This is a genomic window from Acinetobacter sp. (genome assembly GCF_041919735.1).
GTDB lineage: Bacteria > Pseudomonadota > Gammaproteobacteria > Pseudomonadales > Moraxellaceae > Acinetobacter.
In genome coordinates, this window is the sequence record NZ_JAYRTF010000031.1 from 1 (window position 1) to 20271 (window position 20271).

19 protein-coding genes and 1 pseudogene are annotated in these 20271 nt (G+C 46.3%); 8 read left to right on the forward strand and 12 right to left on the reverse strand.

Going from position 1 to position 20271, the window contains the following annotated elements; translation table 11 throughout:
• Nucleotides 1-112 (forward strand): annotated as a pseudogene (locus ACE3T3_RS14490) (IS982 family transposase); the annotation flags it as partial.
• Between the two features lie 12 nt (nucleotides 113-124).
• On the opposite strand, the gene ACE3T3_RS14495 reads toward ACE3T3_RS14490, so the two are convergent.
• On the reverse strand, nucleotides 125-814 hold the full coding sequence (locus ACE3T3_RS14495; RefSeq protein WP_374668149.1) for a hypothetical protein: 690 nt from the start codon (nucleotides 812-814) through the stop codon (nucleotides 125-127).
• A gap of 306 nt (nucleotides 815-1120) precedes the next feature.
• Between ACE3T3_RS14495 and ACE3T3_RS14500 the strand changes: the two genes are divergently transcribed.
• Nucleotides 1121-2053 (forward strand): hypothetical protein, encoded by a 933-nt coding sequence (locus ACE3T3_RS14500; protein WP_374668151.1) that lies wholly within the window; start codon nucleotides 1121-1123, stop codon nucleotides 2051-2053.
• Between the two features lie 614 nt (nucleotides 2054-2667).
• On the opposite strand, the gene serC is transcribed toward ACE3T3_RS14500, so the two are convergent.
• Entirely contained in the window at nucleotides 2668-3747 is a 1080-nt protein-coding gene (gene serC, locus ACE3T3_RS14505) for a 3-phosphoserine/phosphohydroxythreonine transaminase (RefSeq protein WP_374668153.1), read from the reverse strand.
• A gap of 119 nt (nucleotides 3748-3866) precedes the next feature.
• Nucleotides 3867-4406, reverse strand: a complete 540-nt coding sequence (locus ACE3T3_RS14510; protein WP_374668155.1) for a hypothetical protein — start codon at nucleotides 4404-4406, stop codon at nucleotides 3867-3869.
• Between the two features lie 397 nt (nucleotides 4407-4803).
• Here ACE3T3_RS14510 and ACE3T3_RS14515 point away from each other — a divergent pair, with 397 nt between their 5' ends.
• The 6 genes from ACE3T3_RS14515 to ACE3T3_RS14540 all read left to right on the forward strand — a co-directional run bounded on the left by ACE3T3_RS14515 (nucleotide 4804) and on the right by ACE3T3_RS14540 (nucleotide 12472).
• Nucleotides 4804-6237 (forward strand): TolC family protein, encoded by a 1434-nt coding sequence (locus tag ACE3T3_RS14515; RefSeq protein ID WP_374668196.1) that lies wholly within the window; start codon nucleotides 4804-4806, stop codon nucleotides 6235-6237.
• A gap of 17 nt (nucleotides 6238-6254) precedes the next feature.
• On the forward strand, nucleotides 6255-7367 hold the full coding sequence (locus ACE3T3_RS14520; protein ID WP_374668157.1) for an HlyD family secretion protein: 1113 nt from the start codon (nucleotides 6255-6257) through the stop codon (nucleotides 7365-7367).
• 2 nt (nucleotides 7368-7369) lie between these two features.
• Complete coding sequence (locus tag ACE3T3_RS14525) at nucleotides 7370-8500, forward strand: ABC transporter permease (protein ID WP_374668158.1); 1131 nt, start codon at nucleotides 7370-7372, stop codon at nucleotides 8498-8500.
• Nucleotides 8497-9594 (forward strand): ABC transporter permease, encoded by a 1098-nt coding sequence (locus ACE3T3_RS14530; RefSeq protein WP_374668160.1) that lies wholly within the window; start codon nucleotides 8497-8499, stop codon nucleotides 9592-9594. The genes ACE3T3_RS14525 and ACE3T3_RS14530 overlap by 4 nt, the downstream gene beginning before the upstream one ends.
• Nucleotides 9595-9885: 291 nt before the next feature.
• Nucleotides 9886-11181, forward strand: coding sequence for a glutamate/aspartate:proton symporter GltP (gene gltP, locus ACE3T3_RS14535; RefSeq protein WP_374668162.1), 1296 nt, complete (start codon nucleotides 9886-9888; stop codon nucleotides 11179-11181).
• 370 nt (nucleotides 11182-11551) lie between these two features.
• Nucleotides 11552-12472 carry a LysR family transcriptional regulator gene (locus ACE3T3_RS14540; RefSeq protein WP_374668164.1) on the forward strand — a complete coding sequence of 307 codons (921 nt, stop codon included), beginning with the start codon at nucleotides 11552-11554 and terminating at the stop codon, nucleotides 12470-12472.
• Nucleotides 12473-12523: 51 nt separating this feature from the next.
• On the opposite strand, the gene madM is transcribed toward ACE3T3_RS14540, so the two are convergent.
• From madM to mdcA, 9 genes are read right to left on the reverse strand one after another with little or no spacing between them, the layout of a single operon-like run.
• Nucleotides 12524-13285 (reverse strand): malonate transporter subunit MadM, encoded by a 762-nt coding sequence (gene madM / locus ACE3T3_RS14545; RefSeq protein ID WP_374668166.1) that lies wholly within the window; start codon nucleotides 13283-13285, stop codon nucleotides 12524-12526.
• Between the two features lie 39 nt (nucleotides 13286-13324).
• Complete coding sequence (gene madL, locus ACE3T3_RS14550) at nucleotides 13325-13726, reverse strand: malonate transporter subunit MadL (RefSeq protein ID WP_374668168.1); 402 nt, start codon at nucleotides 13724-13726, stop codon at nucleotides 13325-13327.
• 54 nt (nucleotides 13727-13780) lie between these two features.
• Complete coding sequence (mdcH, locus tag ACE3T3_RS14555; RefSeq protein WP_374668170.1) at nucleotides 13781-14713, reverse strand: malonate decarboxylase subunit epsilon; 933 nt, start codon at nucleotides 14711-14713, stop codon at nucleotides 13781-13783.
• Between the two features lie 9 nt (nucleotides 14714-14722).
• Nucleotides 14723-15328: a malonate decarboxylase holo-ACP synthase gene (locus tag ACE3T3_RS14560; protein WP_374668172.1), complete on the reverse strand. Its 606-nt coding sequence runs from the start codon at nucleotides 15326-15328 to the stop codon at nucleotides 14723-14725.
• On the reverse strand, nucleotides 15328-16152 hold the full coding sequence (mdcE, locus tag ACE3T3_RS14565; protein WP_374668174.1) for a biotin-independent malonate decarboxylase subunit gamma: 825 nt from the start codon (nucleotides 16150-16152) through the stop codon (nucleotides 15328-15330). The genes ACE3T3_RS14560 and mdcE overlap by 1 nt, the downstream gene beginning before the upstream one ends.
• Nucleotides 16149-17000 carry a biotin-independent malonate decarboxylase subunit beta gene (locus ACE3T3_RS14570; protein WP_374668176.1) on the reverse strand — a complete coding sequence of 284 codons (852 nt, stop codon included), beginning with the start codon at nucleotides 16998-17000 and terminating at the stop codon, nucleotides 16149-16151. Before ACE3T3_RS14570 ends, mdcE begins: the two co-directional genes overlap by 4 nt.
• The gene (locus ACE3T3_RS14575) at nucleotides 16993-17292 is read right to left on the reverse strand and encodes a malonate decarboxylase subunit delta (RefSeq protein WP_374668178.1); all 300 of its coding nucleotides are present in this window, start codon (nucleotides 17290-17292) and stop codon (nucleotides 16993-16995) included. Before ACE3T3_RS14575 ends, ACE3T3_RS14570 begins: the two co-directional genes overlap by 8 nt.
• Complete coding sequence (locus ACE3T3_RS14580; protein ID WP_374668180.1) at nucleotides 17292-18173, reverse strand: triphosphoribosyl-dephospho-CoA synthase; 882 nt, start codon at nucleotides 18171-18173, stop codon at nucleotides 17292-17294. The genes ACE3T3_RS14575 and ACE3T3_RS14580 overlap by 1 nt, the downstream gene beginning before the upstream one ends.
• The gene (mdcA, locus tag ACE3T3_RS14585) at nucleotides 18173-19852 is read right to left on the reverse strand and encodes a malonate decarboxylase subunit alpha (protein WP_374668182.1); all 1680 of its coding nucleotides are present in this window, start codon (nucleotides 19850-19852) and stop codon (nucleotides 18173-18175) included. Before mdcA ends, ACE3T3_RS14580 begins: the two co-directional genes overlap by 1 nt.
• Nucleotides 19853-20271: the final 419 nt, after the last annotated feature.

Here is a 20271-nt window from a genome sequence, read left to right on the forward strand (position 1 = left end):
TAAAGCTCGTAGTATTCATGGATTTCTGAGTGGGATTTACGCATCGTTATGTGCATATCAACTTAATCATCAAAATAAACCAACAATTCAAATTATGGAATCATTGGCTTAAGCAGGATTCGGGTTAAGTATGATATTTTTCAACCTCTAAGCTAAAAAATTGCGTACTTAGTGTTGTAGCCGTCCCTAGAAATTTCCATAGATACTCAGTATCCTCTATTAATAATGAATCATAATCATGTCTGGCATCATATATAAGATCAATATCATTGCTACACACTTTCATACCTGTAGACGAATCTACAATTACCATATCTGAATCTGGCCACATTTCATTCCGAGAGCAGAACCCCACTTTACTTAAATCCAATAATGCATTTTTATTAGATTGAATTAAGTTTTTATCCACACTAAGAACTGGATAAACAGATACGACTGAATAATCTTTCTTTGAATCGAAAGATGAAAGAATACTTTCATAGTCGTCAATTTTGTACACTGGAATCCATTCTTTCTGATTTTCCACCCATATGGGATGTTTTTCAGAACCAAATAATGCCTTCACTTTAAGTCTTTCACTATCACTGTATTCCACATCATGATCGACATAAAGTAACCTATTTATTAAATCTTCTCCTACAAGAAATGCTCTCATCACACGTTTATAGTCTGTCAGTGCATCTTTTCCACCCCATTCAGGACGAGATAAAACCATATCTCCAACTTTGATATTTTGAATAGGAACCAAACCTTTATCCGTATGTACTAATGTTCCCGCGGGGAAACCTGCCCCTAAATCAAGATATGGATTCATGCATATGCCTTAATACGTATTAATTGGATGTTTTTTTCTAAAATTAAAATAATATATGTGATACGAGAAGTAATTTATTTATTTTTTAAACTTAAATATAAAAAAACCCATCTTCAATTTGTTGCTCAAGTACGGATTGATTGCGCCCAACAACAGCATGAACGTTCATTTCTTTTCTGTAGTTTTTACATGGTCTAGACTGAAAAGAAGTGTTGAATATGGAATATTTAGTGCTCAAGACTTGAAAATTGAAAATAACCCTCGATTTAATAGATAAATACAACTTAACATCATTCGTGCGTGCATATGAAGAATCAGAACAGACCAGACACTATCACCATTGAAGATCAGAATTTCGGCAGCCATATTGAGCACTGGACTTTATTGACAGCGCAGCCCGGCACGGACGTTCCGCAGTGGTTAGGTCAAGCGCTGGATGCACCGGTGATGCCGATGGGGCTGTGCGCCGCTGAATGCGATATGGATGCCGGCACATGGCTGATTCAAGGCCCAAGCAAAGCGCCTGTACAGCTGGCGCAAGTCATTGAAGTTGAAAATAACAAGCCCAAAGCGGTAAAAACGGCATTCCCATGCTTTGACAGCCCATATAAATTCAAGGCCAGCATTGACCGCATTATTACCTGCAAATCCAATATTCAAGCTGTGCTGTGCCTGAATTTAGGCGACAATACTTCGGTATATGCTTTTGACAATCTGTACAGCGTCAATCACGATCAGTATGAAAAAGGCCAAAACTATTTAGTGCAGCTGAATGGCTGGGCTTATGAACTGGAAGCCGTTGCAGAGCATGAACATCTGGTGGTGGATGATCCGGCTTCGATTAAGCATCACCGCGCGCTGAATGATATTTTGGCGGCCAATAACGGCGTTGCCCCAGCCGACTTGCATGAGCAGATTAAAGCTTGGCAGCCGCAATGCGAAGATGATAAAGCGCCGGTCACTGTCGATTTCTCCAAAATGGTCGCTTATCTGTATGGCGAAAATATGGGGCAGGAAGATGAAGCCTGGTTCCAAGGCAATGTGGTCGGCAAATCTGCCATGCAGTTTATGGGGCAAGACTATACGCTGTATGACGTCACTTTAATTCATGAAGAAGATCAGCCGGCAGTGCTGATCCGGATTGCAACCAAAGACGCGGCGTACAAAGATTTCGCGATTGGCCAATTCATCCGCGGCAACATCTGGATTCAGGCGAATATTTACTCAAAATCCGCTTGATTTGAATTCAAAAAATGATCTAAATCTGTTCACATCAGGCTTAGGTCATTTTTTTATGCCCTCTGCAATCAGGCACTTTAGCGCCAAGCTTAAAATAAGCGCAATTTTTATCCACAATTTATAATCATTTTGAGTATTTTAAATTCAAAAAAAAACTTACTTATCCACATTTTTAAATTCAGAAATTAATCTCCTGCAGTGCATAATTAATATCACCTTGGCAGATTTTAAGCTGGATCTTTATGTTTTAATCAATTGAAAATGTGAGTTTTTTTAATCAATGTGTGGATCTTTTAAAATAAATGCAGCAGTTCGGTAATTTTAATGCGGATAGTACTTTATTTAATCAATTTTTTATGGTAAAAATGCAAATTGAAAATATAGGATTTAACGATAAATAGATCGGAAAATAAATATCTATGAAAATCGTGCAAGAAGAAAACATACCGCAAGCTAGACACCGCCTGATTTCTCGATATCAAGTCGAGCCTATGGCCTGCCTATTTTTTGTTTTAGGCATGACAATCTGCGCATATTTACTCCACGCTTTTATACTTTAATTCAGCTGAATGCAAAAAAGCCCATCATCTGATGGGCTTTTTCAGCTTCAGGATTTATGCATTGCGTTTTGCAAAGTCATCCATAAATTTAACCAAAGCTTGAACACCTTCTAATGGTACGGCGTTGTAAATGCTTGCACGCATGCCGCCCACTGAACGGTGGCCCGCAAGGTTCAGCAAGTGATTCTCTTCCGCTTCTTTCAGGAACTGTTTTTCCAGCTCAGGATTCGCCAAAGTAAACGGCACGTTCATGATTGAACGGTTTTCTTTGGCAATTGGGTTGGCATAAAAATCGCTTGAATCGATATAGCCGTAAAGCAGCTCAGCTTTTGCCAAGTTGGCTTTATAAATGGCGTCTACACCGCCTTGTTCCAGCAGCCATTCAAATACCAGGCCAGACAAGTACCATGCATAAGTCGACGGTGTGTTCACCATTGAATCATTTTTGGCCTGCGCAGAGTATTTCAAAATGCTTGGAATTTCCGGTTTCGCTTGATCCAGCAAATCTTCACGGACAATCACTAAAGTCAGGCCGGCAGGACCAATATTCTTTTGCGCACCTGCATAAATCAAACCGAATTTAGACACGTCTAAAGGCGCAGATAAAATGCTTGAAGAGAAGTCAGCAACCAACGGCTTGTCAGTCACTGGAATATTGGCAAACTGGATGCCGCCAATAGTTTCGTTGTCGGCATAATGCACATAAGCCGCATCATCAGACAAGTTCCAAGCGCTTTGATCCGCGATCGCCAATTTGCCGTCTACAGTCGTGCCCGCTTCGATGACATTAATGTCGCCATAGCGCTGCGCTTCTTTGGTCGCTTTTTCAGACCAGATGCCTGTATGGATATAATCCGCTTTGCTGTTTTTACCCAGCAGGTTCAATGGAATTGCAGAGAATTGCAAAGATGCGCCGCCTTGCAGGAACAGCACTTTATAATTCTCAGGAATATTCATGAGTTTGCGTAAATCCGCCTCAGCTTTTTCTGCAACTGCAACATAATCTTTGCTGCGGTGGCTCATTTCCATAATGGAAAGACCTTTGCCATGCCAATCCAGCATTTCAGCTTGGGCCTTTTCTAAAACGGCAGTAGGTAATGCAGCAGGGCCAGCACAGAAGTTGTACGCGCGCATGATTTTTCCTTTCAGAGTGAAACACAATAAAATGATGGCATTTAACCACAGATAGCGCGTGCTTGCAGTAATTTATCCTGAAAATATTTCAATGCTGCCGGACATTTAAAGTCAAAACTTCAATAAAGATCTGATCTTTTAACAGGTTTGATAATTTCGATAAAAGGCTCACCAGCCAATAAATAACTGACGATTCTGAAGATTAAGGCAGGAATGACCACAATGGCGTGAATCAGCATCGCGGCGCTCAAGTATGCCGCAAATTCAATCCAGCGCAGCCCAGGCAGGAATATTTCCGCTTTGCTTTCCAATTTCAACTGCTTCAGCTCGGACAGCGGACTGTCTCCATGTGTATCAATCCACTGGCGGGTGCTCAGATCATAAGTATTGGCGCTGATTAAACCGCGGCGGTAGGCTTGCAGCATGCGTTTTGGCTTTAAAAAGAACCCCGTAGACAAGGCAATCAGGTTCATCACGCCTAAAATAGGATGGCGGAACATCGAGCCTGTGCCCAATTCCCATGCACTGACCTCACCTTCCCCAATACGGCCAACGGTATAGCCCGTCAAAATATGATGCAGATCATGATATTTCAGATACTTATGGCGAACGCCGATATTCGGCATAGGCACAATCAAACAGCCCGTATAAACGCCCACAGTTAAAGGCTTACGGTCGCCGACAATCGGGCCAAAGCCATTTTTTGATAAAACAGCGCCATCGCTTGATTCAGGCTCGCGTCATTTGGACAGGACGCATCTGCAAAATTATTTGATGTTTTGGCTTGTAAATCCATTTTATATTTATTAAACATGAAAGTGATTTATATTCAATATAGCCGATAAATTTGATTTTTCACAGCATAGCGGCAAGATCAAAAAAATGAACAGCTGTATAAAAAACATAATGCTGAATCATTGCTTTATACTGGGCTCGACGATACGGAGAATTGATTCGATGTTACAGCGCTCCTCAGATTTACCTCGATCTGAACCTAAAAGCAAAATCAATAAAAAGGCCAAGATCCCTCGCTTTGGCGCAAGGCTTGCTGTGTCGATGCTGTTCACTCCCCTGCTGCTGAGTGCGGCCTGCCACGCGCAAAGCATCAGTTTTCAGCAAGCGGAACAAAGCGTGCTGCAGGATTCCTACACCACTAAAGCCAATCAAGCGCTGCAGCAGGCGTCTCAGCTCGAAGCGGAAGCAGTAAAAGGCCTGGGCTTGCCGCGTGTCGATTTAAATGTCCGCGCCTATGCTTTTCACAATGAATTGGATATTCCCTTAGGCGCGGTCAAAAATAATTTAGAGCAGTCGCTGAGTGACGGCGTCAACAACAAAATTGATGAATGGCAAAATGCCAACCCGAATATCGGCGGTCTGGCCGATCCGCTGAGAGATGGACTCAACCAAACCATTCATAATGGGGTCGGCCTGATTCCAGACGAATCTCAGGTGGTTTTGGATGATCAGGTCATCCGCCCGACGGTTTCGGTGATGATGCCCTTGTACACCGGCGGACTGACCTCCAGCGCCAAAGAAGCCGCCAATATCAAAGCGCAGCGCAGCCAGCTGAACACCAAGCAGCAGCAGGATCTGCAGCGCTATGAAATGATTCAGGCCTATTTTAATGCGCAGCTGCAAAAGCAGCTCTTGGCCAGCAGCGCCTTTAATTTAGAATCCATGCAAAAGCATTACCGCAATGCGCTGAAACTGGAGCAGCAAGGCTTTATCAGCAAAGGCCAGCGCATGCAGTTTGAAGTGGCGCGCAACAATGCCGAGCGCAGCCAGCAAAATGCCAATGCCAGCTATCAAGCCAGTTTATTTCAGCTCAACAACCTGCTGCAAAGCAGTCAAATAACCGATTTAAGCACACCGCTGTTTGTCAATTCGACGCAAAATCTGGCCTTAAACCAGCTGCTGAAAAGCTTTCCAGAACATTCCGCGCTGATACAAAAAATGCAGATGGACACGCAGCTGGCCAAAGCCAATGTCAAAGCGCAAAATGCCGCCAAAAAACCCAGCGTCTTTGCCTTTGGTGAATACAGCTTGGACGATAAGCAGAACTGGATTGTCGGCGTCGCTGCCCGCTATAACTTGTTTTCTGGCATTGATAAAAATAAAAATGTGCAGGCTGCCGATTTACAGCGCTATGCGTCTGAGCTGATGACAGAACGCACCAAACAAGAAATTGAAAACGTGATTTATAGCTCCTACAGCGAAGCCACCGCAGCGCAGCAAAGTGACCAGCTGCTGCAGCAAAATTTAAAGGCTGCTCAGGAAAATCTGCGCATTCAGGAACTGTCGTTTAAAGAAGATATGGGCACAGCAACGCAAGTCATTGATGCGCAAAACGCCCTCAGCGGCTTAAAAACAGAAACCGCGCTGAATGCGTTTAAATATGTCATGTCCTTGGCAACGCTGCTGCAAAGCCACGGTTCAATTGAACAGTTTCAAACCTATCTCAATCAGCCCAATACGCGCTACATTCGTTAATTCAGCTGGGGAAAAATATGAATCAAAACCAAAACTCATCTGAATCGGAAAACCCAAAAGAAGCTGCTGATATCGGCCCGGCTGAACATGCCGCATCCCAACAAAATGCGGCTGAACCTGATGCTGCACCGCAAAAAACTCAAAAATCGGCAGCAGTGAAAATTGCTGGATTAATTGTCCTGATTCTGCTCTTGGGCCTGATCGCCTTTGGCCTATGGAAAAGCTATCAGCCTAAAGAGGTTGAACTGCAAGGCCGTGTAGAAGCTGAGACCATTCACGTTTCAACCAAAGTGCCGAGCCGCATTGAAGAAATATATGTGCATGATGGGCAAAAAGTCACGAAAGGCCAAGAATTGGTGCGCCTGTTCAGCCCAGAAGTGGATGCCAAAAAGCAGCAGGCTTTAGCCACCCTGCAATCAGCGTTGGCGCTGCAGTCCACTGCAGACCGCGGTTCGCAGGAAGAAAACATCGCCACCTTGTTTGCCAATTGGCAAAGCCTGAAAGCGCAGCAGAACTTAGCGCAAACCACGTATCAGCGCGGCGCCAATCTGTTTAAAGAAGGCGTCATTTCGCGCCAGCGCCGTGATGAAATGCATGCTGCCGCTGTATCCGCTGCAGAAATGACCGAGGCCTCCTACCAGCAATATGCCCGCGCTAAACGCGGCAGCACGCCAGAGCAGAAATCTTCGGCGGATGCGCAGGTGGATATTGCCAAAGCCGCCGTAGCCGAAGCCAATGCGCTGGAAGCGGAAACCAAACTTGTTTCGCCAATCAGCGGAACCGTCTCCAAAACCTATGGCAAGCCGTCTGAACTTGTCGCCATGGGTGTGCCCGTGGTCAGCATTATTCAAAGTGATGATCTTTGGATCAGCCTGAATGTGCGTGAAGACCAATATCAGTCAGTCTATAAAGCCAAAAGCATGAGCGGCTATATTCCTGCGCTGGATCAAACGGCTGAATTCAACATTAAGCAGATTGATGCTGAGGGGGATTTCGCCACCATCAAAACCACACGGCAAACCAGCGGCTACGATATCCGCAGCTTTAAAGTGCATTTAGCCCCTGCGCAGGCCATACCGGATTTAAAAGCAGGCATGAGCGTGCTGTTTAAAGCCAAAGAGGCCAAATAAAAATGCTTTCCGGCATGCTGCGTGAACTGCACTATCTGTTGCGGCACAAATGGGATTTGTGCCTCGTCACGCTGGCGCCGGCCTTTATTATTGTGCTGTTCTGCAGCATGTTTGCCGCGGGCAAAGCAGAGCACTTGCCGATCGCCATTATTGACCAAGACCATAGCCAGCTCAGCAGCAATATTGAGCATCATTTAAATTTAAACAGCGCGCTGAACATTGCGCTCATCAGTGAAAGCCAGAGCGAAGTTGAACGCCAGCTGAATCAAAACAAAATTTGGGGCTATGTGCATATTCCTGCGGGCGCTGAACAGCGCATGGTGCAAGCCAAAGATGCAGAAATCAGCATTGCATTCAACCAAAGCTATTTCAGCGTCGGCAATACCATTTCATCCGCCATGCTGCTGGGCACGCTGCAGGCTGCGGCTGAGTTCATGGGGCAGGATTATCTGGAAAATAAAATCCCCTCCTTGGATGCGCCGACACCCAATGTGAAAATTTCACCGCTGTACAATCCAGGGCTGAATTATGAGTTCTATTTAGAACCCTATATGATTCCTGCGATTCTGCATTTGCTGCTGTGCTGCTGCGTGGCTTTTTCGGTCGGACAGGAACTTAAATTCCAAACGGCAGCGCAATGGCTGCACGGTCAAAGCCTCTTCAGCGCGCTGATGAGTAAAAACCTGATCTACATTCTAATCTTTACACTGTGGACCTGGCTTTGGATGATTTGGCTGATTGGCATCCGCGGCTGGTTTGTGGCAGGCCATCTTTGGCTGATTTTGGCGGCGCAGGTTTTATTTTACGGCGCATATGCCTTTATCAGCAGCGCCATTGTGCTGGCGACCCGAAACTTATCGAAAACTTTCGGCGTGATTGCGGTGTATGGCGGTTCATCCTTAAGTTTTGCCGGCGTGACCCTGCCCTTAAATAATGCGCCGATGTTTACCAAATTCTGGGCGCATATTATTCCGTATACGCCTTATGCCAAACTGCAGACAGAGCAATGGGTGATTGGCAGTCCACTGTCATCTTCCCTGCAGCCCTTTTTGATTCTGCTGATTTATGCTGTGCTGTATTTCGCTTTGGCCTACTTCTTTTTGAAAAAATATTTCAAGGAGATGCAGCCTTGAAAGCATTCTTCGTGCATTACCTGCAGACCTTTAAAAATATTGCGGCCAATTCTTCGATTTTGACCACGCTGATTTTATCGGTATTCATGTACAGTTTTTTTTACCCGACAGCCTATCAAGCGCAGCAGGCGCAGGCCTTGCCGATTATCATTGTGGATGAAGAGCAAAGCGCCGCCACGTCCGCCATTATTGGAGAAGTGTCGAAAAGCCCCAATGTTGAGATTAAAGCCGTCACTGGAAATTTTGCCGAAGCGCAAAGCATGGTCCAACGCCAGCAGGCGGATGGCATTCTGCTGCTGCCCAGCAATTTATCCAACAGCATCCGCCGCGGTGAAGTCGGCGGTGTCGGCTTATATCTCAGTGCAGCCAACTTTTTGAAGACCAAGCAGGTTGGATTGGGACTGGCCACATCCATTGAGCATGCACTGGCGGAACAGGCTGAAAAATTCGGCAATGTCTCGCATTTTTCTCCCGCGCTCTCCATTCACCAAATCCCGCTCTTCAATACACTGTCGGGCTACGGCAGCTATATCTTCCCGGCTGTGGCGCCGCTGATCATTCATCAGACCATTGTTCTGGGCTTATGCATGCTGCTGGCCGGCTACCGTGAACAGCGGCGCTGGACGCCCAGCACTGCAGAATTTTGGGCCATCTTTGCCGCCATGATGACCATCGGCTGCCTCGGCTGTTTCTATTTATTCGGCTTTACCTATTGGCTGTATGATTATCCGCGCGGTGGAAATTTTACCGGCATGCTGCTGGCTGTACCGATTTTTATTGGCTGCATCATTGGCCTTGCCATGCTGCTGGCTTCATTTTTAGATATGCCGGAACGCGCTGGCCACGTCATTGTCTTTACCTCGATTCCGCTGTTTTTACTCTCGGGCACGGCATGGCCGCATGCCGCGATGCCGCTTTGGCTGCAGCTGTTTGGAAATTTTCTGCCGTCGACTCAGGGTATTCAAATGTTTATTCAGCTGAATCAAATGGGTGTGCCGACTGATATTGTTATTCCGAAACTGATTTACTTGAGCATTTTCGGCTCCGTATGCCTCATTTGGGCTTTCTTTCGATTGAGGCGCCCTGCGGATTAAAGCGGCAAGCTGCTCACAACTCAAACAAGGTTAGTCAATTATTAATAATTTTTATCTATTTTATAAATTAATTTTATACAAAGAATCGAATTATTAAATAAAACTGAAAAAATATTCACCAATCAGCCGTGTATTCCTAAAAACAATTGGCTCATTTTTCACAATATCTTCAAAATAGACTTAACCGATTCTGCCTCCAATACTGTTCTCCTGCTGCTTCCTTGTTTGGATGCGGCATGAAAGCTCGTGCAGATCTTTTTTGTCCCTAATTTAGTTTTTTCAGAGCTGAGTATGAAAAAAATTAAGATGAGCCTCGCATGGCAAATCGTAATTGCACTCATTTTAGGTATACTTTTAGGCTCTTTTCTCCACTATTCTCCTGAATACCGTGATGCCTTAGTAAATAATTTATTGACCCCGCTGGGCTCAATTTTTATTAACCTCATTAAAATGATTGTGATTCCGCTTGTGGTGTCAATGCTGATTCTCGGTATTGCCAATGCAAGCCATGGTTCCAATGTCGGTAAACTCGGTTTCAAAACCATTCTGTATTTTGAAGTCATTACCACCGTCGCGATTATTGTCGGTTTAGTTGCAGCCAATGTATTCCAGCCTGGCGCTGGCATTGACATGTCTACATTGACGCAAGTGGATATTTCCAAATATCAGGAAACCACCCATGAAGTCAGTGAACATTCGCATGGCCTTGTGCAAACAATTCTATCGCTGATTCCGCCGAACTTCTTTGCAGCCCTCACCAGCGGTCAAATGCTACCGATTATTTTCTTCTCGGTGCTGTTCGGTATTGGCCTAGGCTCTTTAGCGCCAGAAACCAAACTGCCGCTGCTTAATGTGCTGCATGCTGTTTCTGAGACCATGTTCAAAGTCACTCACATGATCATGATGTTTGCGCCATTCGGCGTATTCGGCTTAATCGCAGCGACTGTAGCCAGCTTCGGTTTCAGCTCATTGCTGCCTTTGGTTAAACTGGCGCTGGTGGTCTATGGTGCGATTTTCTTCTTCATCTTCGTTGTTCTAGGTTTTGTGGCCAAAATTTGCGGTTTCAGCATCTGGACAATCATTAAAATGTTAAAAGATGAATTGATCCTGTCCTATTCAACCGCCAGTTCAGAAACGGTATTGCCACGTATTATGGAAAAAATGGAAGCTTACGGTGCGCCAAAGCCGATTACCAGCTTCGTGATTCCAATCGGCTATTCATTCAATCTGGATGGTTCTACGCTCTATCAAAGCATTGCCGCGATCTTTATCGCGCAGCTCTACGGCATTGATTTAAGCATTAGCCAGCAGGTGATCCTGGTGCTGACCTTGATGATCACATCGAAAGGGATTGCCGGTGTTCCGGGTGTGTCTTTCGTTGTACTGTTAGCGACACTGGGCAGTGTCGGCATTCCGCTGGAAGGCCTGGCATTTATTGCCGGTATTGACCGTATTTTAGATATGGCGCGAACAGTGCTGAATGTCATCGGCAATGCTTTGGCCGTGCTGGTGATCAGCAAGTGGGAAGGCCAGTTCGATTATGAAAAACAAAAGAACTATAACGCTCAATTGAACAATACGCTGTAATAGATAAAACAGCCGTTATTGGCATAAAGAGGACGCTCCGGCGTCCTTTTTATTTTGAATGCAGAGCACATTATTTAAGCATCATGCTGTTAAGCTGAGTTTTTAAAGTAACGCTCAGTTTTTAAATCGGCATCCCATAAAAAGACGGCTTATCGCCCGTTTTATCGTGCGCTGGATAGCACCTGAAAATACGTTTTCAATTCTTAGATGCATAAAGACAAATGCGCATTAGCCTTTTTAGCTATTGAGCATTCTGCTGAATACGGCATTATATTTTAATCTGGCTCAACGTCAGATACCGCTTCACCGCCTGATTCAAACAAACTGGCACTGCGTCAAAATACACCTAAAAGAATTTTGGATTGATAAGATGAAAATTGATGATGAATTAACCTTAAAAAAAATCCAAGTTTTTTTAGCATTCATGCGCTGCGGCAATTTATCAAAAACGGCCGCGGAAATGGAGTTAAGCAATGTCAGTGTGCATAAGGCGTTGCATTCGCTGGAAAGCGCCATGGGCTGCCCCTTGTTTAAAAATGAAGGTAGAAATTTAATCCCTTTAAAAAGCGCCTATGTTTTAGAGGAGCATGCCAAAAAAATTGTGCAGGATATTGTCATAACGGTCAATAAAACCCGTGAAGCCGCAGGCTTTGCCTCCAAAGTACTTAATTTAGGCTCCTTATATTCACTGACCGTCAATACCCTGCCCAGTGTCATCAGCGGACTCAAGCTGCGGCGCGGAGAGCTGGATATTCAGCTCTTGCTCAACTCTAATGCAGACTTAGTTCAAAAACTTAAAGCCACTGAGTTGGATGCCATTATTGTTGCACTGAATGAAACTACTGGTTTTCAGGGCTTTGAACAGCTGCCAATGTTTAAAGATGAGATTTTTTTAGCGGTCAATAAAGATTCAAGCTATGCGCAGCTTGCAGAAATTGATTTAAGCCAATTCAAAAATGAAACTTTTTTAACTTTGGCCAAAGGCTTTGCCACCCGCAGCGACAGTGACATTATTTTTGAAAAAGCCGGCATTGACCCTAAAGTGTTTTTGGAAGTCAGCGATATTTTCACCCTCATCAGCATGGTCAGCTCAGGCGTGGGCTTAGCACTTTTACCTGGGCGTATTTCGACCATTTATGAAAGTTCAGTGAAACTGATACCGCTGCAATCCCCTTATAAAATTAAGCAGGAAATTGGGCTGGTCTTCCTCAAAAGCAAAGAACCCGATCCCAATCTCTTGGCATTGATTGCAGAATGCCGAATGTTCAGCAAAGCTAAAATGAGGACATAGGCAATTCATTGTCCACGCAATCAACTGCCTAAGGATTCAATGCGTTTTGCCTTAACCGAAAAATGCATTGATTGTTAAGAAAAATAACGAAGGGCCCAGCAGGCATCCTAAACCCGTATAAAACGTTGCGACCAGTGCGCCATATGGAACCAAACGAACATCTGTGCCTGCCAGTCCAGCTGCCGTGCCGCTGGTTGTTCCAGCCAGACCGCCAAAAACCATGGCCGAGCGCGGGCTTTTCAAGTACATAAATTTAGCGAACAATGGCGTGCCGACCATGAAAAATACAGCTTTAATCAGACCGATAGCAATTGATAATGCAATCACTTCAGAGCTTGCGCCAATAGCTGAACCTGTAACTGGCCCTACAATATAAGTCATTGCACCCGCACCAATCGTGGTCATAGAGACAGGATCCTTATAGCCCATAAGCCAGGCAAAGCCTGCTCCGATAGCAAATGGCACAACACAACCCAGCACCAGCGCGATTACGCCAATTTTCCCTGCTTTTTTAACTTCTTTGACATCCACTTCAAACGCTGTGGAGGCAATCGCCAAATCCCGAATCATTGCGCCGCCAAGCAGGGCAAAACCGGAAAAAATAGCGATATCAGATACCCCTTTTGTACCTTGGGTATACAGCCCAGCAAAATAAGCCAGCACCAGCCCCATCGTAATCGCAATTGCTGAGCTTTGCAGTTTGCCTCGTGTGAGGTATTTTGAGAGCAAATGTGAAACAAACATCATGATCCCTGTTACAGCTAAAGCTGTCACAAGCGCATTTTTCGTCAATACAGAGATAATCGCATCCATTGCATAATTCCTTTTATGTAAATTTACTGTTGCCTGAATTTAAGCTGTTTCTTCCCGCAGCTCAGCAGCCCATTCATAAGTGTCATAATCGCCGCTCATGCGGTTTAAATAGCGGATCACTAAAACTGTGCCAATTAATGATGCAATTGAAACCACAGCGCCCAAAACTCCGCCTGACATTGCGGCAACCACATTTTGTCCAGCCGACATAGCGACAACAATAGGAATATACATACCCGACCAATACAGCACGCCAAACTGCGTAATCTGAGGCAAATGGCCTTTCTTCGCCAAGATTTCCTTGGTTAAAATGAGCAGAATCATCGAGATGGCAACGCCACCAACATTCGCCTGCACGCCTAAGAGCGAACCCAGCAAATTTCCTAAATAATCGCCAAGCAAGTGGCAAATTGCCAGAATCGCTGTTCCATAAATAATCATAATCCGTTCCTTTATTCCCTTGAACTTTCAGTTCAGTTGCCTGATCGACAGCGCTTAAATACTGCGATCTTTTTCCTTGTGCATTTCAAATATCAATGTGTCTAAACGTGTTCCCTGAAAAGACATCACAGTTCCTTCGGTAAATATTTTTTTTGCCAATCCAGTCAGAATATTGCCTGGCCATGCTTCAATCTGTAGACGAACTCCTCTTTCCCACGCTGATTGCACTGTGCTTTCCCAGTCAATCATCCTGCTCATGTTGAAGGTCAGATCATCCATAATCTGATCCTGTTTCGTTAACAGCCGGGCTGTCGTACCGCTTAAATAACGGATTCGAGGCGGCTGCGTATCAATTTTTTGAACTTCCTGCTCCAATGCATAAGCTTGCGGCAGCAGCAATTCACAATGGGACGGCACACTGACATTCAGCCGCTTAGCCACGGCGCCATTTTGCTTCGCTATTCTTGCCACCTGTTCCATGGCGGCATCTGATCCTGCAATCACAATCTGATTCGCCGCGTTGATATTGGCGACATATACATCTGCAGTTTGCGCATATACTTCTGCAACCCATGCACTGGCGGATGTCTGGTCTGCGCCAATCAGCGCAGTCATGCCATAGCCATGCGGATAAGCCTGCTGCATGAGTGAAGCCCTGCGCGCAACCAATCGGATGCCATCTTCAAAGCTCAAGACCTCTGCCGCTGCGGCTGCCGCCCATGCACCTATCGATAGCCCAGCAACATAATCTGGTTTCATCTGCTGTTCTACTAACAATGCCGCGCTGACTGTACCGGCAATATACAGGCATAGCTGAACCGCATACGTCGATTTGAGTGAGCCGGCCTGATCCAGCAGCAGCACATCCTGCTGCAGTGCCTCAGATGCGCGCGCAATATATGCGTGGACTGTCTCAGTCTGAGGCAAATCGTGCAGCATATTCACTTTTTGCGCACCCTGTCCCGGAAAAACCCAAATCGTACTCATGCCTATGCCCTATAGCTGCCAAGGATTATCAGTTAACACCGCACCGTCATTACATTTCAGCAAAACTTTACCGGTACTGCGGACCCATTCTTTCAAAGCTGTGCCGCCGAAAGGCGTCTGCAGCTGTACATCCAATGGCAGCTGCGTTTGCTCCAGCATGCGCCATAAACACTGCGCTTCACTTTTGCTCAAATAGTGAGGAACACGGATCAGTACATCAATATCACTTTGCGCTGTCACCGTGGAATGCCCCGTCGCCAGCTCAAATCCCATACTGCCTGTATAGCCCCAGTCCCATGAGAAGGCCTGCATGCACGCCTGCAGTTTTTGCACCGGTTCAGCCAAATGTGGAAATTTTTCCAAATTGACATGGCGCAGCTGTTCGGGTTTTACAAAGTGCTTGATCCGATGGACTGCTATTTCCGCTGCATAGCGCTGATGGCGCTGCGTGCCGCGAATGCCCACAGGCAGCTTACCGCTGGTCGGTGCGGCTCTGCGCACAACCACTGGATCTCCCCGCTGGATAGCACCATCCACCCAGTCCGGACGGTCATCCGGAAGATCAGCAAAGGTCATGCCCCACAGCAGATCATGCGGCTGCAGCTGTATGTCCATCACCACTGCTCACGCATTAATTCACGCACCCGCTTAGACATTTGCCTATTTTCACCATGCAGGCGCTGTTCTAAACTTGTAGAGTTTTGCAGGCGGATATCCGCTGCCGCAGCAGCAATAACTTGCTGTATGCGTTCTATGTCAGCCGTTTCCGGCTGCTCTGGGTTTTCGACGGCAAGGCATTCCGTCAGCAATCCTAGCGTGGAATAACTTTGAATGTCATACGCCATTGGTGGAATGCTGGATGCCAGCTGTTCCAATTCCTCTACGGTACGCAACGTAACGCGCGCAGCGGATTCTTTCCCCATGGCATGCACCATGACTCCGCTGTCATTCAATGCGAAAATACGGTTCGCCTGATAGCCATGCGCTAAGAATGCACCCGACATTGATTTTCCAACCAAGAGGCTAATTACAGGATGCTTCGCTAAACGCGCGCGGGCATAGCTGTCCACCGCGCCAGCAAGTGCTTGATGAATGCCAAAGAGCTCCTCACGGCGGCCATAGGCTTGGCTCGGCACATCCACAATAGCCAGAATAATGCGTTTTTCTGCTGTGTCTTGATCTGCTTGAATCGCCTCATCAACTGCTTTTGCCAATGACCAACCTTCCAGCAGTCCCACTTCACCCGAACGCGCCCGAGGAAAGAGATTATGCGCATCCGGCACAACTGCAATGACTCGAATAGGCTGCTGATTCAGCACTCCATCTGCAATTAAAACCGATTGCACAGCGGATTCTTGCTGCTGAAAACCTTGCGTTAAAGCGCTGAACCATTGCTTGCCGCGAACGGAGGCCTTATTTAATTGAACATCCATATTCATACCTGCTCTCCTTGATATGTCAGCAGCACATCCTGCGGTGCAGATTGCTGTTCTGTGTCCAGCTGCAGCAGCTTCGGCAAATAAAATTCATAATTTAAACTGCGGTGCAATTGCGGGATTCCCTGCACCAAAAAGTCGGCAATCTGCTGTTTAACCTGCCCACGGTCATCGTCTGCAAAGGCATCTGCCAAACCGCTGACTGTGCGCTGTTCGCCGCCTGTAATGCTCCAAATAAACGGCCGATCTTTAGAGTCGTACTCTTGCGCTCCAGCTTCCTGCTCGATCACTTGCGGGCCATTGAGGCCAAGCCGCCCTTCCTGCGTCATGATTAAATAACTGCATAAAGCAGCAGCAATGGACATGCCGCCAAAACAGCCGACACTTCCAGCGATTACACCAATCACCGGCTGGTATTGGCGCAGCTCAACAATAGCGGCTTGAATTTCGGCAATAGCAGCCAGCCCAAGATTGGCTTCCTGCAAGCGCACGCCGCCGGTTTCTAAAAAAAGCACTGCTGCTGTGGGAATGCCATTGCGGTTATCTTCAACCGCCAGTTCAAGCGCGCTGGCAATTTTTGCGCCGCCCACTTCGCCAAGGCTTCCGCCTTGAAACACGCCTTCAATGGCAATGGCAACTACAGGGCGCTCTTGCAAAGTCCCTTTAGCCACGACAACACCGTCATCGGCCTGCGGAACAATATTCTGCTTATTCAGCCAAGGCGACATGATCCGTTCAAACGGGCCGAGCAGCTCTCTAAATGTTCCTTGATCCAAAACAGCTTTAATGCGTTCACGGGCACCTAGTTCGATAAAACTCTGCTTGTTCAGTAACAACTCTAAATCAGCCATGAGCCACCTCCTCAAAAGCCTGCTCTAAACGCAAACGCACTACACCTGGCGTAGCGCCAAAATCGTGGATATCAATATGAACTGCAGGCGGCAATTGTCCTGCAAACATGCGTTCAAATACATTTTTCCAACGCTGAGCACTGCCATCAACAGAGGTTGTCACTTCAATAGACAAGCTGCCTTCTGCTTTGGGTTCCATTAAAATTTCCAAATCACCGGAGCCAACACAGCCGACCAGCGCACGCTGCGCAGGCGCTGGCCCAGCTGCAAATTCAAAATTAAGTATTTCCATTACATTTTTTCCTTATGATGATGCCGCTCTATTCGGTCCAAAAATAAAGTGGCTGCAAGCAAATCCGCCGCACCGCCGGCCGAAGCTCTCAGCTGCATCAGATCCTCTTCTAAAATATTCAAGGCGCGGCGACCAGCGGCTGCAGCATATCCGCCACAGCTCAGCACATGGCGGGCGCCCTGCTGCATGCGTAAAAGACCCGCTTGGCCTGCGCGGTAAAGCACACAGGTATCATCCAGCACTGCCATCATGGCCAGCAACGCATCGATTCGGGCAGCTTCTTCATTATTGCCATTACGCTGACGGCTGTGATAAAGCTGAGGTAATCCTTGCTGAATAATTGCAGGGAATCCTTCCTGCGCCTGTACCTTGGCCCCTTTGGCGCCTAAAGCTTTCTGGACTTGCTGTCCATGGCTTAAAGCCTGAGCCGATATATAAGTATCTTCCAGCTGCGCCAGCTGTCCTGCTTGCTGGCATAATTGTTCAGCCGTACATACATTTCGATTGCGTAGTGATAAAGCAGTCGAAGTAACCAGCAGCCCCAAAGCCCAGATCGCACCGCGGTGCGTATTCACCCCTTGCGTTGTGGAAAGCATAGCTGCTTCACCGGCCCGGCCAATAGCACCAATAGTTTCACGCAGCGTTTGCAGACAAGCATGCTGCTGGTATGCCGCCTGCGCCATTTCTATAAACATCGGCCGCAGACTGTGCGCCGACTGCACCATGAGTTCAAGGCTCAAATCATCATGCGCGCCACTGCCGCGCTGATCTACCAAAGCCGGCTTAGGGGTTAAATGAACTTCGTCAATCAATGATTCGACGGCTGCATCCGCCAGCCAAATGCATTGCTGCAAAAAGTAAGGCTGAACATAGGCATTCATTACCAGCTCCTGAATTTTGCAGGCGGCTGATATAAACCATCCGACCAAGTGACTAGATCTGCAATATTTTTGGCAGCTAATAATTCACGTGTTGCATCTGTGCGGCGGATGCCTAAATCTTCTGGGAATACCACCAGACCTTCGCGTCTTAAGCGTTCTGTTATTTTAGGATCATGCCTTAATCCAATCTCTGTAACGCCAGCCACTGCAGCAATCATCTCCTGACGCTCTTGCAAGCTGCGCGCTTTATACAGATAGGCAATGCCGTCTTCTGTCAAAAGATGGGTCACGTCATCACCATAGATCATAATTGGCGCAAGCGGCATACCGGCTTTTTGAGCGACATCCACGGCATCCAAGGTATCAACAAAAGTCGGCTTACCACCTTCCTGGAAAGTCTCCACCATTTGCACAACCAGCTTTTTGCCACGTTCTAAATAGGTATTTGTATCACCGTCACTCGGCTGACGCATATCCAGCCAGGCAGGTGTTGCATGACGGCGGCCGCGCGGGTCATGCCCCATATTCGGCGCACCGCCAAAACCTGCCAAACGGCCTTTGGTCACCGTCGAAGAATGTCCACTTCCATCTACCTGCAACGTTGCGCCAATAAACAGATCAACCGCATATTGACCTGCAAGCTGGCACATCATACGGTTGGAACGCAATGAGCCATCCTGTCCAGTAAAGAAGATGTCTGGGCGTGCCGCAACATATTTTTCCATCCCTAGTTCTGTACCAAAACAATGTACACTTTCGACCCAACCTGATTCGATTGCTGGAATTAAAGTGGGATGCGGGTTGAGTGTCCAATTCCGGCAAATCTTGCCTTTCAGCCCTAACGATTCACCATAGGTTGGCAAAATCAATTCTATGGCAGCGGTATTAAAGCCGATGCCATGATTCAGCGACTGCACATTGTGTTTTTCATAAATGCCGCGGATCGCCATCATCGCCATTAAAATATGCACAGGCTTGATATGTTTTGGGTCACGGGTAAATAACGGTTCGATATAAAACGGCTTGTCCGCAACCACGACAAAATCCACCCAAGAAGCAGGAATATCCACACGCGGCAAATCCTGAACGTCATCCACCAATTCATTCACCTGAACAATGACAATGCCGTCACTGAATGCTGCAGGTTCAATCAGCGCCGGAGAGTCTTCGGTGCTGGCCCCAGTATAAATATTGCCTTGACGGTCAGCCATAAAGCCTGCCGAAAGCACCACGTTCGGAATCAAATCGACCAGCAGTCTTGAATAGAGTTCGATATAGGTATGAATTGCGCCAATTTCCAGCAAGCCATCTTCAATCAACTGACTGATGCGCAGGCTTTGCGTGCCTGCAAAAGAGAAATCCAGTTTGCGCGCAATGCCTTTTTCAAATAGATCTAAATGTTCAGGACGGCCTACACTCGGCATAATCATATGCAGATCATGTAAGACTGCGGCATTGGCCTGCGCCAATGAGCGAGACAGGAAATCTGCCTGCTTTTGATTATTGCCTTCCAAGACCACACGGTCGCCCGGTGTAATTAGTGTTTCCAGAACTTTAATAATATCCTGTGTCGGAATAACTGCTCCGTCGGTATATTGCCGAGCCAGATCGATTTTCTGCTGCTTGGTATGTCTGCGCGTATTCCACATCCGCGGCTTATTTTGTACTGAACCTTCCATGTCTGATTGATCCTGATGCTGTATTGATCTCTGAAGCTATAAAAACGTTTTCTCAGATTTTGATCAATCAACCTCAAAACAAGTTCATTAACTTAAAGTTAATATATGGTTTTTTATATGCTGCTTTACTGAGGAAGATTTGGCATTTTAAATCCCAAAAATTAAGAAAAAATCCTGCCGTTATGCAATTTGGCTGCAGCTGAAAAGCAGGCTCTCCACTCTATTTCAGGTGTCTTTTTATTCATTCTTTGGGGATCAATGCAGCAGCTATGGTTTCAGGACGTTATTTTATTTTTATAATTTAAACAATAAGATATAAACAATTAAAAGAGAGTTTCTTTTGTAGATTCTAAAATTTCATGCAAAAAAATAGCGGACAAAAGCCTTGCAATGCATTTTTGCAGAGATGATTTTGCAGC